Here is a 16,527-nt window from a genome sequence, read left to right on the forward strand (position 1 = left end):
TTGCAGCAAACACAGTCGCAAAAATCGACTTAACATCATAACATGACCGTCACCCATGTCCCCGAACAAACGTCAACCATCTCTCCGGGACAAACATCTTCGCCCGGGATGACACCGGTGGGTGGGGCAAAGACTGTCTCAAAAAACTTATTCCCCTTCTGAAATCCTCCCATATTCTGAACCTATGCCTACGTAGCGGGCTGCTGGCGGAGCGACCGTCAGTTTGTCGTAGGTTGGGTTGGGCTGTTGGGAGACGTAACGCACCTTTCAGTGGTCCGGTGAACCGAACTTCAAACGTGACCGCATGGTTTGAGGGGAAGGGCCCAGGACTATAGGGTATCACGCGGCGACGGATACAAGAGCACCGGCAGGGAGACTTGCTTTTGCGAAGGTATCAGTCAAAGACGGAGGAACTGTTCGGGCATGGAAACGTGTCTGGATAAGCCACTTTCTTTCCGGGAAACCGGCTATCGTGCCTTATAGGCAAAAGAGGCGACGTTGTTCATTATAAAAAGCCCGGGCAAGGCGTGTAGCCAATGCTGAAGAAACATTTTTAAACAAGTAGCGCAGGTATTGCCTGCCGCCTTGCTCATCCCGACTTCCGGGAACTCTGATTCAACACTGCATGGGATGTCATGTGGTGCTGTTGGTGTTTGCAGTATAAATGTGACAGGCTCTGGTGCGCATCCTTTGCGCAAGTTTTCAGGGGGATATTCCGGGGAGCTGTCAGAATACAATTAATCCAAGTGAGTTAGGTTAGTACTGAAAGATGCATTGAGTAGGGAGCTTGAAGGCAAATGGTGATCGCATTCATCATCATTTTCATCGTGTTACTCGGTATCTATGCCGTGTTTGTAGAGCCTTGGCTGCCTCCTAAAATTACCCGGCATAAAGTTGTTGTTTCTCCGGAAGCTCTTGGTCAGAAACCTTTGCAGATTGTTGTTATGACTGATCTGCATGCGTGCTGGCCGTGGATGCGCCCTGAGCGGATAGCCCGCATCGTAGAGCGCGTGAACAGTCTGGAGCCTGATCTTATTGCGCTTTTAGGCGACTACCACACAGCCATGCACCCGCCGTTTGCAAGACCGTTAGCTTCTGCCGCCGCTTGGGCGCGACCTATGCAGCATTTGAAGGCGCCTCTGGGCGTTTTTGGTGTGTTGGGTAACCATGATTGGCTTGAAGGTGGTGAGGACGCCAGAGAGGCATTGGAAGCTTCTGGAGTGACTGTTCTTGAGAACAGAGCTCAGCGTGTATCTACACGAGGCAACTCTCATGTCTGGCTTTTGGGACTGGATGATCAGTATGGCGAGGCCTGCCAGTTGCATGGGACGGGACGCCGGGATGATCTTGAGGTGGCCTTAAGTCAGGTTGAAGATGACAGTGCCCCGCGGATTTTGCTTGCCCATGAGCCGGACATCTTCCTGGACGCCAAGAAATCCGTAGATTTGACCCTAAGCGGGCATACTCATGGTGGGCAGGTTCGTTTGCCGTTTATTGGTGCACTGACAATACCATCGCGGCTTGACCGGAAGTATGCGAAGGGCGCTTTTGAGGAAAATGGAAGCACTCTTATCGTTGGCAGCGGGCTTGGATGTTCGGGACTTCCAATCCGTTTTCTGTGTCCGCCAGAAATCGTAATTATTGATATCGAGTGAATGTAGTATCGTATTGTTGCAATTATTTTTGCTAAATTGAGGTTAACAATGCTTGATCTAGAATTACTTGAAGAAAAACACAAAAAACACCCGGGAAGAACCCAGAGATGTGTGAAATTAGCGAAAGAATATGTCCAATTATACTTAAAAGGAGGGCGGTTGCTTGAAGTTGGTGCACAACACAAGCCTGTTTCAAAGTATTTTCCTGAGTTTGAATACGCTAATATGGATATTCGTAAGACGCTTGAGAACACCATTATTGGTGATATTACGAGTTGCCAACACGTTATGTCTCAATCCTTTGATTTTATTTTTAGTGTTGATGTTTTTGAGCACCTCCGGAAGCCATGGAAGGCCGCTGACGAGATAAAGCGCCTTATCAAACCAGGTGGAATTGTTTTTATTTCGACTGTTTTTAGCTGGCGTTATCACCCCTCCCCGATCGATTTTTGGCGCTTTAGTCCGGCAGGTTTGGAATCTCTTTTTGAAGGGTTAGAGACATTGGAAGCTTCATGGGACTACGTGGAGCGGAGACGACAATCAAAGTTGGCAGGTGCACACGAGCCGCTTGATGAACTCAAGGGGTGGCGTGAAAATATTCGTGTCAATTACGTAGGTATTTGCCGCTAAATCGCGCAAAAAATATGATATATGTTGCCATTCAGAGCGTTTTGACGAAATCAATTGGCGAAATCTTCTTGAGAGAATCTCAAGGCAAAGAAGCTTGATATTTTGGTGATCTGGGCCGATTAATAGAGCCAGTATAGCGGGAGCTTCGTTTATGGTTGCTTCCGTATTTTCAAGATTTATGCGGCCGCAGAGAGCTGCAAGTAATAAGTGAGTGGTCTTGTTTTCTCGGATCTTGAGCGCTTGGTAGGTGCGATCAGAGCCGGATTTGAAACAAGGATCATTCGTTTCCAGGAGACAAGCGCAATGTCGCAGGCCAAAACTCTTTACGATAAGATCTGGGACCACCACGTGGTCAGCACGCAAGAAGACGGCACTTGCCTGCTTTACATTGACCGCCACCTGGTACACGAAGTTACGAGCCCGCAGGCATTTGAAGGCCTGCGTATGGCTGGCCGTCAAGTTCGTCACCCAAAGCGTACACTGGCTGTTGTTGACCATAACGTTCCAACCACTGATCGCTCCCAGGGTATTGATGATCCTGAAAGCGCGTTGCAGGTTGATACGCTTGCGAAAAATGCTGCTGAGTTTGGCGTTGAATACTATTCAGAGCTTGATCAGCGTCAGGGCGTGGTGCACATCGTGGGTCCAGAGCAGGGCTTTACGCTGCCGGGCATGACGATCGTTTGTGGTGACAGCCATACATCAACTCATGGCGCGTTTGGTTCTCTTGCACACGGTATTGGTACTTCTGAAGTTGAGCACGTTCTGGCGACCCAGACGCTGATTCAGAAGAAAGCGAAGAACCTGCGTGTGACTGTGAATGGTCAGCTGCCGGAAGGTGTGACCGCGAAAGATATTGTACTGGCGATCATTGGAGAGCTGGGTACTGCTGGCGGTACTGGTTACGTCATTGAATACGCTGGTGAAGCGATCCGTAACCTGTCTATGGAAGGTCGTATGACCGTCTGTAACATGTCTATTGAAGCTGGTGCACGTGCTGGTCTGATTGCTCCCGATGAGAAAACCTTTGAGTACCTGAAGGGTCGTCCTAAATCACCTAAGGGCGCTGCATGGGAACAGGCACAAGCGTACTGGGAAACTCTGTTTACTGATGAAAATGCAGAGTTTGATACAGAAATCGTTCTGAATGCAGCAAACCTGCCTCCAATCGTGACCTGGGGTTCTTCTCCTGAAGATGTTGTTTCCGTTACCGGTGTTGTTCCTAACCCAGCTGAGATCGAAGACGACAACCGCCGCGCTTCCAAAGAACGTGCGCTTGAGTACATGGGCGTTGAAGCGGGTCAGAAGATCACTGACATCAAGGTTGACCGCGTGTTTGTTGGTTCTTGCACCAACGGACGTATCGAAGATCTGCGCGAAGCTGCTGCCGTTGTTAAAGGCAAGAAGGTTGCAGACACCGTTAGCGCGATGATCGTTCCGGGTTCTGGTCTGGTGAAAGCACAGGCGGAAGCGGAAGGTCTGGATGAGATCTTCAAAGACGCTGGTTTCGAATGGCGTGAGCCTGGGTGTTCCATGTGTCTGGCGATGAATGCTGACAAATTGAAGCCGGGTGAGCGTTGTGCTTCAACTTCCAACCGTAACTTTGAGGGTCGTCAGGGCTTCAAGGGCCGTACGCACCTGGTTTCTCCAGGAATGGCGGCTGCGGCTGCGATTGCCGGACACTTTGTTGATGTGCGTCACTGGAAGTAATCGCAGATAAAATTTTGTAAATGAGCGGGAGTAGGTGACTATTCCCGCTTTTTTATTTTGAGACCGACATTGCGACAAAGTGTGTCGTGACGGGCTAATTATCTGATCTATAGCGGGTTTATGCTGATGTGTTTTGTCGGTATTTCGAATTCCTTAGGGTAAGGAGGATTGTCAGACTTCACATAACTGTCATTTACTGACTACAATATCAAAACATCTCAAGATGATTTCCGCTCAGGCGCTTGTGTTCTGAGCGAGACTCGGGAGCATGTTGTGAACGCAGTCGTTTCAGAAGGCGCATTCCCGGCGCTTGTGTTGAATGCAGATTATCGGCCTCTGTCTTACTACCCCTTGTCTTTATGGGGGTGGCAAGATGCGGTGAAGGCTGTGTTTTTGGATCGAGTTAGTATCGTCTCTGAATACGATCAGGTTGTGAGAAGCCCAAGTCTTGAGTTTCAACTCCCCAGTGTGGTCGCGCTAAAGTCCTTCGTAGAGACAGAGCGAAACCCCGCCTTTACGCGGTTTAATGTGTTTTTGAGAGACAGGTTTCAATGCCAGTATTGCGGATCCCTGAACGACCTGACTTTTGATCACCTCATCCCGCGCAGTAAGGGCGGGATGACCACTTGGGACAATGTCATTACAGCTTGCTCTCCCTGCAATTTACGCAAGGCAAACAAATCCTGGCAAGAAATGAACATGCAGCCCATGCAAATGCCGTTTATCCCACGTGTGCATGACCTACATAACAACGGCCGCCTGTTCCCACCCAACTACCTGCACGAGAGCTGGTTAGATTTCCTCTATTGGGACAGCGAGCTCGAGCCGTGAAACGCGGTTAATGTTTTGTTAGCCATTAGCCCGAAAACTTTCAGTAAAGTTGAGTGATTAATACCCGAGATACTACCCTTATATTATGCTAGGCATAATTACATGGGCGTCGATGGTGGGCATCTCGATGGGTTATTTCAGACAATTCTCTACACTATTCAAAAGATTCAACCGCTCCGAAGACGGGATGGTGGCGGTTCTTGTCGCAGTGCTCATGGTTTTGATGATTGTGTTCGCTGGAATGGCGATTGATTTCGGCATGGGCTTCAACACTCGCCGCGCAGTAAATCAGGCATTGGATGCAGCAGTGCTAGCTGTTGCTAACAAACTCACTATTACGGAGATGAGTAAAGCAGAAGTGCAGGAGATGACCGAAGAGTACTTCGAGGCTAATATTAAAGATTCAATCGGTGAAGATGTTGAAGTAACTAAGCCGATCGTTAAGTATGAGATTGGTGGCGATACGATCTCCGCGAGTGCATCTGCAAAGCTCAATAACAGCTTTTCTCCAATGATTGGCCTGCTCACTGGTGGTAATGGCGATGAAGCTAGTGAACTTGCTGTTGGTAGTAGTTCAACTGCAAGATTTCCACGGAGTAATGTTGAAGTCTCGGTGATTGTAGACGTTACTGGGTCAATGAGCTCCCACATTGGTGCTCTAAAAAGGGCTTCAACCAGTTTGCTTGATGCACTGTTGCCTGAAGACACCGATATAGCGAAGAGCCGTATTCGTGTATCTTTCATACCATATAGCAACGGGGTGAAACTAGACACGGCACTTGCTAAAAAAGCGACTTTTGATGTCAGCTACTATGGCTGCGTACATGAGCGGATTATGGATCAGTCCACAAGTGAAGTTCCATATGACTTTGAAGATGATGAGGGCAACACAGATTATATCGGATCTGGTTATAGTTATTGCCCACGGAATGCAAAAGTAGTTCCGCTGACTGCAGATCGAAATAAGATTAAAAATTCAATTAGTAGATTATCTGCAGGTGGCGGGACAGCAGGTCAAATCGGGATAGCTTGGGGGTGGTATACAATATCTCCGAGATGGTCGAATTTTTGGCCTTCTGATAGTGAGCCACTGCCTTATGAAACAGACAATATTCGAAAGTACGCGGTGTTTATGACTGATGGTGACTTTAACGTACACTATCGAGATGACTATAATTATAGTCGCGTAGAACAGGCGCGCGAAGAGAAAATCAGAGAAAAAAAACGAAATAACACTTGGACTGAGGGACCGAATCCTGATGGGTCTAACAAGTTTACCTCAGATGAACATGAAGAGTTCGCTAACTTAATTGAATGGAGGTACGCGTCTTCATATGGTGAGTACGGTACTTCATCTGTTCGTGCTAAAGAAATATGTAAGAATATGAAGGAAAAGAACATTACGGTGTATTCTGTTCATTTCGGGAGTTCTTATGCTGCTAAAAGAGTGATGCAGTCTTGCGCAACAAGTAACAGCACCTTTTATAAAGCTGATAATGAAAGTGAACTGATTCAAGCCTTTGAAAAAATCGCTAATGATATCAAGAATATATATTTATCTCAGTAGTTTTAGCGTAATGAAAAACCCCGCCAAATCAGCGGGGTTTTGTTTTCTGGGCTGAATTCAATAGGCGTGGCCTACACGGTTTCAGCTTTGTTTTGGCGGTTGTCGATTAGGTCGCCTACGACGGTTGGGTCGGCTAGGGTTGAGGTGTCGCCCAGGTTGTCGAAGCTGTCCTCTGCGATTTTGCGGAGGATGCGGCGCATGATTTTGCCGCTACGGGTCTTTGGTAGGCCTGGGGCGAACTGGATGAGGTCTGGGGATGCAATTGGACCGATTTCGGCGCGAACGTGCTTTACCAGTTTCTTCTTCAGTTCTTCAGATGGTTCCAAGCCTTCCATGAGGGTGACATAGGCGTAGATGCCTTGTCCCTTCACATCATGCGGATAGCCGACTACAGCAGCTTCTGAGACCTCTGGGTGGGCGACGAGGGCGCTTTCAACTTCAGCAGTCCCCATGCGGTGACCAGATACGTTGATCACATCGTCAACACGGCCCGTGATCCAGTAGTAGCCATCTTCGTCACGACGGCAGCCATCGCCAGTGAAGTAGAAGCCTTTGTAGGTGGCGAAGTATGTTTGGACGAAGCGCTCATGGTCTCCGTAAACAGTCCGCATCTGGCCTGGCCAGCTGTCTGTTATGACGAGGTTGCCCTCAGTTGCACCTTCCTGGAAGTTGCCTTCAGCATCAACAATTGCTGGCTGAATGCCGAAGAACGGGCGTGTCGCTGAGCCTGGTTTAAGATCGGTTGCCCCTGGTAGAGGCGTGATCAAGATACCGCCAGTTTCGGTTTGCCACCATGTATCAACGATTGGGCAGCGCTGCTCGCCGACCACGTTGTTGTACCATAGCCATGCTTCTGGATTAATTGGCTCGCCGACTGACCCAAGAACGCGCAATGATTTGCGGGATGTATTGGTTACATATTCATCACCAGCACCCATCAATGCACGGATTGCTGTCGGGGCAGTGTAGAAAATGTTGACGTTGTGTTTGTCACAAACTTCCCAGAAACGGCCTGCTGTCGGGTAGGTAGGTACACCCTCAAACATGAGTGTTGTAGCGCCGTTTGCGAGTGGACCGTAGAGGATGTAGCTGTGGCCGGTGACCCAACCAACATCAGCAGTACACCAATAGACCTCGCCGGGGTGGTAGTCGAAAACGTATTGATGCGTCATGGAGGCATAAACGAGGTAACCACCAGAGGTGTGCATCACGCCTTTTGGTTGACCTGTTGAGCCTGACGTGTAGAGGATGAAGAGCGGGTCTTCAGCATTCATTTCTGCTGGTGGACAATCTGCAGAAACTTTTTCTGTTTCTTCATGATACCAGAGGTCGCGGCCGTCCATCATATTGACGTTGCCACCGGTGCGTTTCACAACGAAGACCTTGTCGACATTGCCGCATTTTTCGATTGCGCGGTCAGTGTTTTCTTTCAAAGGTACAGTTCGGCCACCGCGGACGCCTTCGTCAGCTGTGATGACAAAGCGTGATTTACAGTCTTCAATACGCCCGGCCAAGCTGTCAGGTGAGAAACCGCCGAATACAACAGAGTGAACTGCGCCGATCCGGGCACACGCAAGCATTGCGTAGGCTGCTTCAGGGATCATTGGCATATAGACAGTGACGCGATCGCCTTTTTGCACGCCATTGGCAAGCATCACGTTTGCGAAACGGTTCACTTCTTCCGAAAGCTGTTTGTAGGTGATTGTCTTGCTTTGATCCGGCTCATCACCCTCCCAGATGATTGCAGGCTGATCACCGCGTTCTGCCAGATGACGGTCAATACAGTTGGCTGCTACGTTCAGCGTGCCGTCTTCAAACCATTTGATGGAAACATTGTGGTAGTCATAGGACGTGTTTTTGACCTTGGAATAAGGCTTTATCCAGTCAATTCGTTTTCCGTGCTCTCCCCAGAACCCGTCTGGATCCTCAACGGACTTCTTGTACATTTCCAAGTACTGCTCGTTGTTGAGCAGAGCGTTTTCGGCAATCTCAGCCGGTACTGGATATACATCACCAGTCATGGTCAATCTCCCCATTTCCTCCACGGGTAATCACATACCCAACTCCTGTGGCGTATTATGGGCAGCTGCCGTTGGGGCGTCTAGCGAATATGCTTCGAACTTTCGTAGGTCCCGTTGTCTTTAGGTTCGTTTGGCCTACGAAAATTCAGCAATACGAGATATCAAGCTACCTGGAACTAGCCAGAAATCAGCGCATAAACTGCGCCTTGAACCATCAAAACACCGAGCCAATGGCCAGCATCGATGAGCGTCAGCATCCATGAAGCCCGTTGGAATTTGTGATTGACGATCAGGCCTGTGAGTACAAAGCCACCCCAGATTACGATTGCTGCAGTCACGCCACTGGCAATGGTGACTGAGCCTGAGTAAACGAGGATCCCGGCAAGGACGAAAGCCATGATCATTTCGCAGAGAAAAGTTATGACGTAAGTGGAAGGAGACATTTGAACGTCTTCTTCTGAGATGCCGACAGCTTTCATCCAAGAATATGAAAGCACATAGTACCAGATAGACCCGAAAATATACGAAGCGATTCCCGCAGCAAGCACACCCGGTAAGTAAATTCCTTCAATCATATCAATACACCTTGTAAAAGATATGGTGTGCAAATGACTTGAGTATTTATTATTCGAACAATGTATTGAAAATATTTGGTAGCTTCAAGTGCCAGCGGATTTGTAGCTGGCCGTTGAAACAATAGGAGAGGGTGGAAAAGACCACCCTCAAAATTCGAGTAGATTATTGCATTGCCGCAGCTTTTTCATTGGCCTTTGCAAGAGCTGGGCGACTTAAAACTCTTGAAAAATATTCGCTAACGGGTCCTTCTGGCCATTCGAACTTGGAGACTTTGGCCCAGATTGCACAATGACCGATGATGATATCAGCAATTGTGAAGGTGTCGCCCATTGCCCAAGTGTTTTCGCCAAGGCGTTTTCCAAGCTGCTGCATCGATCTGTTCCACTCAAATCGGCAGGCAGGTTTGATGTCTGGTACGCGTTGGTCTTCCGGGTGAATGAATGAGTGTTTTGCAGCCATCCAGAGAATGGAGTCCATTTCATCGAGTGCAAAGTTGGTAAAACTATCCTGCCGGGCGCGATCTAAAGTTCCTGATGGGAACGACAGGCTGGAATGTTTGTCTGCCAAATAAGTGCAGATCGCTGTTGAATCGTAGATGGTTTCTCCATCAACGATCAGGGCAGGGATCTTGCCTGATGGGTTTACGGCATAAACATCTTCCTGATGAGGTTTGCTAGGTACGACCTCGTAAGGCAAATTCAGTTCTTCCAGCAACCAGAGTACCCGCATGGTTCTTGATTGTGGGTGGCCAATAACTTTGTACATAAGATCCTCCTCTTGGATCTGATCATCTGCGTTGATTATGAAAAAGAAAAGCAAGAATGAGTGCGACTTGAGGATAAGCTTTCAAATTACAAGGTGTGCAGCGTTAAATAGGCAAAGTTGATAGATGCTGAGGTGAGTAAAAAGAAATGCCCCTTACAACTGAAGGGGTGATTACGACAGTGTCTCTTTGGTAGTTTGATTTCACAAAATAACCATCTCGAGAAAATACCTTGAAATGTTTGGAAATGGCGGTCTTTTACTGATATTGTCACCCTAATATTTCAGGAGAGACATCAATCTTTATTCCCGGTGTCTGGTGACATAGTTTTTATTGTTTACCCCTACTGTATTTCCTAACGGTAGCTTGGGCTGTTCATGAAACTAAACTAGCAACTGAGCTATCGAAGACAGCTATGCAATGGTTGTTTGCTGCATAAACTGGTAGGCGTGGAGCGGAAAGATCGTGAATTTTTCGGTTTATTGGATTGCCCAGAAACTTCGATTTTTTGCTGTTTTTGCAATAGCTTTGGCCTCCGTGCTGACAAATGCTCGTGCAGATGTTGCTGCATGGCTGTTGATGGATGCCGACAATGGACACGTTTTGGAGCAGAATGGTGCTTTCGACCGTTGGTACCCAGCTTCCCTAACAAAGATGATGACTGCCTATATCGCTTTTAAGAGTATCTCTCAGGGTGAGATGGCCATGAGCGATATGGTGATGGTCTCTCAAAACGCACTCAATCAACCACCGAGTAAGATGGGCTTCAAAGTCGGGACGACAATCACGCTCGACAATGCCTTGAAAATGATTCTCGTAAAGTCAGCCAATGACATCGCAGTAGCTGTTGCTGAACGGGTAGGTGGCACTGAGGAAAGCTTTATCAGCCAGATGAATGCGACTGCGCGGCGGCTGGGGATGACGCATACTAATTTTGTCAATCCTCACGGGCTACCAGACAATCGTCAGGTTTCATCTGCGCGTGATATGGCGCTGCTTGCAAGTGCTCTGTGGAGCCAGTTTCCGCAGTATCGTTCTTATATGAGCCACCCGGGAATTCGATTTGGCCGAAGAACATTTCGGTCTGGAAACAGGGATTTTCTTCTGCGTACTGCTGGGGCTAATGGCTTGAAAACTGGATATATTTGTAATTCCGGTTTCAATGTGGCGACTTCTGCAACACGCAATGGAAGAACAGTTATCGCTGTTGTTCTGGGGGCTGCTTCCAGCCTGGAGCGTTCAGCGTTTGCCAAGAAACTTATTGATAGTGGTTTCCAGAAGACAGCGGGAACCAAAATTACCGCTTTCCGTGGAAGTGGGAATATCAACCCACCAAAGGACCACTATTGTAAGCGCAATGCCAAGCCAACGGCTCAGCAACTTGTTGATCGCTTTGGGACAAAACGTGGCTCTGCCAGCATGATGGCTTATGCCGATGCCGGCAGTCCGAGCCCGCGCGGAAAATCCATTCGTCTTTCCAAGAAGAAAGTGAACTGGGGTTTGGTCTATGAAGAAATTCTGGGTCCACAGCTGAAGTCATATGCACCGGTGATTGTGCGTATTGGCAATGAGCATCCGGTTGTTGCACTGAAAAAACTTGGAAATGCAGTGCCTTTGCCAATGCCGAAACCAGGGTCGCAAAAAGGTTTGGAGCCTGCGCCGATTGGAGGCATTCAGCAGCTCAATGTGCCAGTGGGCAAGGGTGCTTCTTTGCGGCCTTTGAAATCGACTTCTAAACGAGATTTGTTTGGCAGCCCGGGTGGGCTCTATGCTAATACGTCTGCCTTCGGTAAAACGCAGTCACCGTAGCTACAGGCAGAGCAGAATTATGGCTAGTACCCAAGAGAGGCGGAGTCCGCCAACCCCGATCCCAATGAGCGTCATTACTGGCTTTCTGGGAGCAGGTAAAACAACGCTTCTTAATCGAATTCTCAAAGAGCCAGTGTTGGAAAATACAGCGGTCATCATCAATGAATTTGGTGAGATCGGTTTGGATCATTTGCTCGTAGATACCATTGATGATGGGATTATAGAGCTATCATCTGGTTGTTTGTGCTGCACTATTCGTGGGGATCTCATCAACACGCTGGAAGATATTCTGCGCCGTATCGACAATGGCCGCATGAAGAAAATCGACCGTGTGATTATTGAAACAACAGGTTTGGCTGATCCAGCGCCTGTGTTGCACACTGTGATGCTGCATCCGTATTTGGTTATGCGATACCGTCTTGATGGCGTGGTGACATTGGTCGATTCCGTCAACGGTTTGGATACGATCCATTCTCATGAGGAAGCAGTCAAACAAGTTGCTGTTGCTGATCGTATCGTGATGACGAAGACGGATTTGCAGGAGCCTTCTGATGATTTGCTGGCTGAGCTGAAGCATCTGAACCCTGGCGCAACTGTGCTTAATGCTCAAGATGGCTCTGCAACGGCTGCTGCACTCATCAACTGCGGACTGTACAATCCTGAGAGCAAAATCCCAGATGTTCAGAAATGGCTGAGAGAAGAGGCGTACAAAGACGGGCACGCTTCGCATGATCACCACGGACACCATCATCATGGTGATCATCATCACGACCCAAACCGCCATGGCAAAGATGTTCGCGCCTTTACGCTTGAGACCGACAGCGCGATCCCCAATGCTGCACTAGAGATGTTCCTGGATCTGCTGCGCTCTGCACATGGCCCTAAGCTTTTGCGCGTTAAGGGGATTATAAAGACCGTAGAACACCCGGATCAGCCTTTGGTGATCCATGGGGTGCAGCATGTCTTCCATCCACCTGCACGGCTTGCAGAATGGCCTGATGCGGATCAGAGAACGCGGCTCGTCTTCATTACCAAAGGCCTTTCTGAGGGCTTTGTGAAGAAGATGTTTGATGCATTCACCGGCGGTGTCGCTGCTGACACGCCTGACCGCACTGCGATGATGGATAATCCACTTTCCATTGGTGGATTCAGCGGTACGTTTAAGTAACCAGCTGAACAGCAACAATAAAAAAGCCCGCTCATATGGCGGGCTTTTGTGTGTCTTATAAACGCACTAGCGAGTAGGGACTGGAACCTCACCGCGGTAGTCATAGAAACCGCGCTGGGTTTTGCGTCCAAGCCAGCCTGCCTCAACGTACTTCACGAGTAGTGGACATGGGCGGTATTTGCTGTCTGCGAGGCCTTCGTACAGCACTTGCATGATGGACAGACAGATATCCAGACCAATGAAATCAGCCAGTTGCAGCGGGCCCATCGGGTGATTTGCACCCAGGCGCATTGCTGTGTCGATTGCTTCAACGGAACCTACACCTTCATAGAGTGTGTAGATCGCTTCGTTGATCATTGGCAGCAGAATACGGTTCACCATAAATGCTGGGAAGTCTTCTGAAACTGCAATCGTCTTATGCAAGCCAAGGGTGTAGCCCTTGGAAAGTTCAAAGGTTTCATCGCTGGTTGCAATGCCACGAACAAGCTCAACGAGTTCCATAAGCGGAACCGGATTCATGAAGTGGATACCGATGAATTTTTCCGGACGGTCTGTAGCAGATGCCAGACGCGTGATGGAAATAGACGAAGTGTTTGTGCCAAGGATGGCATCAGGCTTCAGAATTGGGCAAACACTTTGATAAACCTTGCGTTTGACCTGCTCGTTTTCACTCACAGCTTCAACAACGAGGTCTGCATCGCTTAGGGATTTAACATCGTCAGATGTCTTGATACGGGTAAGAGCGAGGTCGCGATCTTCTTCAGTGATCGTGCCCTTTGAGATCTGACGTGCCATATTGCCATTGATGCTGGCCAGGCCTCTGTCGATACGATCCTGATCGATATCGTGAAGCACGACATCGTATCCTGCCAAAGCACTTACGTGTGCGATGCCATTGCCCATTTGACCGGCGCCAATAACACCGACTTTCTTTACTTCGACCACCATTGTCAGATCCAAATTCTTACAAGCATCGATTAAACGTGCTTTGACGTTCTCGTAACAACATACATCGCAAGTCTTGCCTCAAACAGCAAGAACCCCAGAATGAAATATTAACATCCCGGGGTTCCTGAAAAGCTAATCAAATATGATTAGAGGGCTTTTTCCAGTTCAGGAAGAGCCTCGAACAGGTCTGCGACAAGTCCGTAATCAGCAACCTGGAAGATTGGTGCTTCTTCGTCCTTGTTAATCGCGACGATGATCTTGGAATCTTTCATGCCTGCAAGGTGCTGAATTGCACCGGAAATGCCGCAAGCGATGTAAAGATCAGGTGCAACAACCTTACCGGTCTGGCCAACCTGCCAATCGTTTGGTGCGTAACCAGCATCAACAGCTGCACGGGATGCACCGATTGCTGCGCCGAGCTTGTCAGCAACAGGGGTGATGACTTCGTTGAACTTCTCTTCGGAACCGAGAGCACGACCACCTGAGATGATGATCTTAGCGCCTGCGAGTTCCGGACGATCAGAAGCTGCGATTTCTTCACCCACGAAGGAGGAAATTGCCGGATCAGCAGAAGCTGCAGCAGCTTCAACCGGAGCAGAGCCGCCTTCAGCAGTTGCGGCGAAGGATGCTGTACGAACAGTCAGAACCTTCTTCGCATCAACAGACTGTACAGTCTGAATTGCGTTACCTGCGTAGATTGGACGCTTGAACGTGTCTGCAGATTCAACGGCAATGATTTCAGAGATCTGCATCACGTCGAGCTTAGCAGCAACGCGTGGCAGAGTGTTTTTGCCATTGGTTGTCGCAGCAGCAACAACAGCATCATAATCAGCAGCAAGTGCAACAATCAGATCGCCAACTGGTTCAGCAAGCTGGTGCTCATATGCTGCGTCGTCAGCAACAAGAACTTTAGCAACGCCAGACAGTTTGGAAGCAGCTTCAGCTGCTGCGCCACAGTCTTTACCAGCAACGAGAATATGAACGTCGCCGCCCATTTCTACAGCTGCTGTCAGTGCCTTAGCCGTTGCTTCGTTCAAAGCAGAATTGGAATGTTCAGCCACAAGAAGCGTGGTCATAATGCTAACTCCTCTTGACCTATCTTAAAGAACGCCAGCTTCGTTTTTGAGCTTGTCTACCAGCTCATCAACGGAAGCGACCTTAACGCCTGCCTTGCGTGCATCAGGCTCAGCAGTGTTGAGAACCTTGAGGCGAGGTGTAGCGTCTACGCCATAGTCCGCCAGTGTTTTCTCAGCAATCGGCTTTTTCTTTGCCTTCATGATGTTTGGCAGAGAAGCGTAGCGAGGCTCGTTCAAACGCAGGTCAGTGGTGACAATCGCTGGCATGTTCAGCTTAACAGTCTGCAGACCACCATCGATTTCGCGGGTGACGTCTACTGTGTTATCGCCAAGGTCAACCTTAGAAGCGAATGTGCCCTGTGCCCAGCCCAGAAGTGCAGCAAGCATCTGACCAGTCTGGTTGCAGTCGTCATCGATCGCCTGTTTGCCGAGGATAACGAGACCTGGCTCTTCTTCGTCAACGATGCCTTTGAGAACCTTAGCTACTGCGAGAGGCTCGGCGATGTCGTCGGTCTGAACGAGAATACCGCGGTCAGCGCCCATTGCGAGGCCGGTGCGGATCGTTTCAGTCGCCTGCTTAGGGCCGATGGAAACAACAATGATTTCTGTTGCTTTACCAGCTTCTTTCAGGCGAAGAGCCTCTTCAACGGCGATTTCGTCGAAGGGGTTCATGGACATTTTGACGTTTGCGAGTTCAACGCCGGAGCCATCCGCTTTCACGCGAACTTTTACGTTATAGTCAACGACCCGTTTTACGGGCACGAGAATTTTCATGTTCCTAGAACCTCCACTAGAAATGCAGGGGAGTATGCGTCGCCACCAAGTTGATAAGACACAGCTTCCGCCGGGCTACCAGAGCCAAAAGGGAATGCAAATTGCATTACATTTGCGGCGACCGTACTGAGCAATTTTGGGGCTGTCAACGATCGCCTAGGGTAAATAGGTATTGGGTTTCAACCAATGTATAAGGCCAAGTGGCCTTAAGGTGAAGATAGTTGTCCATAAGTGTTGATAGTTTACCTATTCGTCAAGCGCCTTTGGTCGAATTCTTCATCAAAAAATCGCTATCTGTTTTTGCCCGCTACCCACAAAACATCGCCTTCGCCCTTCAAATTTGCATAGCGAGATGCAACGAAGAAGAGGTCGGAGAGGCGGTTGAGATACTGCAGAGCTTGCTTGTTGACCTTCTCTTTTTGAGAGAGCGCAGCAACGAGACGCTCAGCGCGGCGAGAGACGGTTCTGGCTTGATGCAAGTGCGTTGCCAGCGGTGTGCCACCCGGTAATACAAATGATTTCAAAGGTGTAAGCTCAACGTTCATCTGGTCGATTGCGTCTTCCAGAGCGCTTACCTGATTATCTGTGATGCGCAGCGGTTCGTATCCGAGGTCTTCGCCGGTGTCTGGTGTTGCCAGATCGGCGCCGAGATCGAATAAGTCGTTCTGAATACGGCCAAGCAGTTCATCCAATACTGGCATTTCTTTGGATGCGTGCAAGCGAACTATGCCAACGACTGAGTTGGTTTCATCAACGGTTCCGTAGGCTTCAATGCGCAGATCATGCTTTTGTCTGCGCTCTCCGCTGCCAAGTGCAGTGGTGCCGTCGTCGCCAGTTTTTGTATAGATCTTATTGAGAGTGACCATTTTCTACCAGTTTCAAACCAAAATCAGGATGTGCTTGCGAAGTAAACGGAAAGCATAATCAATATGATAGCTGCGAACTGCAACAGAACACGATATCTCATAAGCTTTTGCGAACGGTTTGGATCTCCACCGC

At 48.9% G+C, this 16,527-nt stretch carries 15 protein-coding genes; 7 read left to right on the top strand and 8 right to left on the bottom strand.

The window, feature by feature from the left end:
- The first annotated feature begins 797 nt into the window (after positions 1–797).
- The 5 genes from PPL9_RS21370 (at position 798) to PPL9_RS21390 (ending at position 6,393) form a co-directional block, all read left to right on the top strand.
- A complete protein-coding gene (locus PPL9_RS21370) occupies positions 798–1,655 on the top strand; it encodes a metallophosphoesterase (protein WP_057464624.1) in 858 nt (285 codons plus the stop codon).
- A gap of 48 nt (positions 1,656–1,703) precedes the next feature.
- Positions 1,704–2,285, top strand: coding sequence for a methyltransferase domain-containing protein (locus tag PPL9_RS21375; protein ID WP_057464625.1), 582 nt, complete (start codon positions 1,704–1,706; stop codon positions 2,283–2,285).
- Between the two features lie 303 nt (positions 2,286–2,588).
- The gene (gene leuC, locus PPL9_RS21380; protein WP_057464712.1) at positions 2,589–3,995 is read left to right on the top strand and encodes a 3-isopropylmalate dehydratase large subunit; all 1,407 of its coding nucleotides are present in this window, start codon (positions 2,589–2,591) and stop codon (positions 3,993–3,995) included.
- Between the two features lie 273 nt (positions 3,996–4,268).
- On the top strand, positions 4,269–4,826 hold the full coding sequence (locus PPL9_RS21385) for an HNH endonuclease (protein ID WP_057464626.1): 558 nt from the start codon (positions 4,269–4,271) through the stop codon (positions 4,824–4,826).
- A 127-nt stretch (positions 4,827–4,953) separates the two neighbouring features.
- Positions 4,954–6,393 carry a pilus assembly protein TadG-related protein gene (locus tag PPL9_RS21390; RefSeq protein ID WP_161831412.1) on the top strand — a complete coding sequence of 480 codons (1,440 nt, stop codon included), beginning with the start codon at positions 4,954–4,956 and terminating at the stop codon, positions 6,391–6,393.
- Between the two features lie 71 nt (positions 6,394–6,464).
- Here PPL9_RS21390 and acs read toward each other — a convergent pair whose 3' ends face one another.
- The 3 genes from acs to PPL9_RS21405 all read right to left on the bottom strand — a co-directional run bounded on the left by acs (position 6,465) and on the right by PPL9_RS21405 (position 9,755).
- Positions 6,465–8,414 carry an acetate--CoA ligase gene (acs, locus tag PPL9_RS21395; RefSeq protein WP_057464628.1) on the bottom strand — a complete coding sequence of 650 codons (1,950 nt, stop codon included), beginning with the start codon at positions 8,412–8,414 and terminating at the stop codon, positions 6,465–6,467.
- 176 nt (positions 8,415–8,590) lie between these two features.
- Positions 8,591–8,989, bottom strand: coding sequence for a DUF1761 domain-containing protein (locus PPL9_RS21400; RefSeq protein WP_082597026.1), 399 nt, complete (start codon positions 8,987–8,989; stop codon positions 8,591–8,593).
- Between the two features lie 163 nt (positions 8,990–9,152).
- A complete protein-coding gene (locus PPL9_RS21405; RefSeq protein ID WP_057464714.1) occupies positions 9,153–9,755 on the bottom strand; it encodes a glutathione S-transferase family protein in 603 nt (200 codons plus the stop codon).
- Between the two features lie 463 nt (positions 9,756–10,218).
- Here PPL9_RS21405 and PPL9_RS21410 point away from each other — a divergent pair, with 463 nt between their 5' ends.
- Entirely contained in the window at positions 10,219–11,562 is a 1,344-nt protein-coding gene (locus PPL9_RS21410) for a D-alanyl-D-alanine carboxypeptidase family protein (protein WP_057464629.1), read from the top strand.
- Positions 11,563–11,626: 64 nt separating this feature from the next.
- Entirely contained in the window at positions 11,627–12,730 is a 1,104-nt protein-coding gene (locus PPL9_RS21415) for a GTP-binding protein (protein WP_057464630.1), read from the top strand.
- A 66-nt stretch (positions 12,731–12,796) separates the two neighbouring features.
- Here the strand turns inward: PPL9_RS21415 and PPL9_RS21420 are convergent, their stop codons facing one another.
- The 5 genes from PPL9_RS21420 to PPL9_RS31505 all read right to left on the bottom strand — a co-directional run.
- Positions 12,797–13,678 (bottom strand): 3-hydroxybutyryl-CoA dehydrogenase, encoded by an 882-nt coding sequence (locus PPL9_RS21420; protein ID WP_057464631.1) that lies wholly within the window; start codon positions 13,676–13,678, stop codon positions 12,797–12,799.
- A gap of 146 nt (positions 13,679–13,824) precedes the next feature.
- Positions 13,825–14,754 carry an electron transfer flavoprotein subunit alpha/FixB family protein gene (locus PPL9_RS21425; RefSeq protein WP_057464632.1) on the bottom strand — a complete coding sequence of 310 codons (930 nt, stop codon included), beginning with the start codon at positions 14,752–14,754 and terminating at the stop codon, positions 13,825–13,827.
- A 24-nt stretch (positions 14,755–14,778) separates the two neighbouring features.
- Positions 14,779–15,528 (bottom strand): electron transfer flavoprotein subunit beta/FixA family protein, encoded by a 750-nt coding sequence (locus PPL9_RS21430; protein WP_057464633.1) that lies wholly within the window; start codon positions 15,526–15,528, stop codon positions 14,779–14,781.
- A 290-nt stretch (positions 15,529–15,818) separates the two neighbouring features.
- Positions 15,819–16,394, bottom strand: a complete 576-nt coding sequence (locus PPL9_RS21435) for a cob(I)yrinic acid a,c-diamide adenosyltransferase (RefSeq protein ID WP_057464634.1) — start codon at positions 16,392–16,394, stop codon at positions 15,819–15,821.
- Between the two features lie 23 nt (positions 16,395–16,417).
- Positions 16,418–16,527: twin transmembrane helix small protein (locus tag PPL9_RS31505; protein WP_161831413.1), on the bottom strand; the 110-nt coding region annotated here is incomplete at its 5' end.

It is taken from the genome of Pseudovibrio sp. POLY-S9 (assembly GCF_001431305.1).
Taxonomy (GTDB): Bacteria; Pseudomonadota; Alphaproteobacteria; order Rhizobiales; family Stappiaceae; genus Pseudovibrio.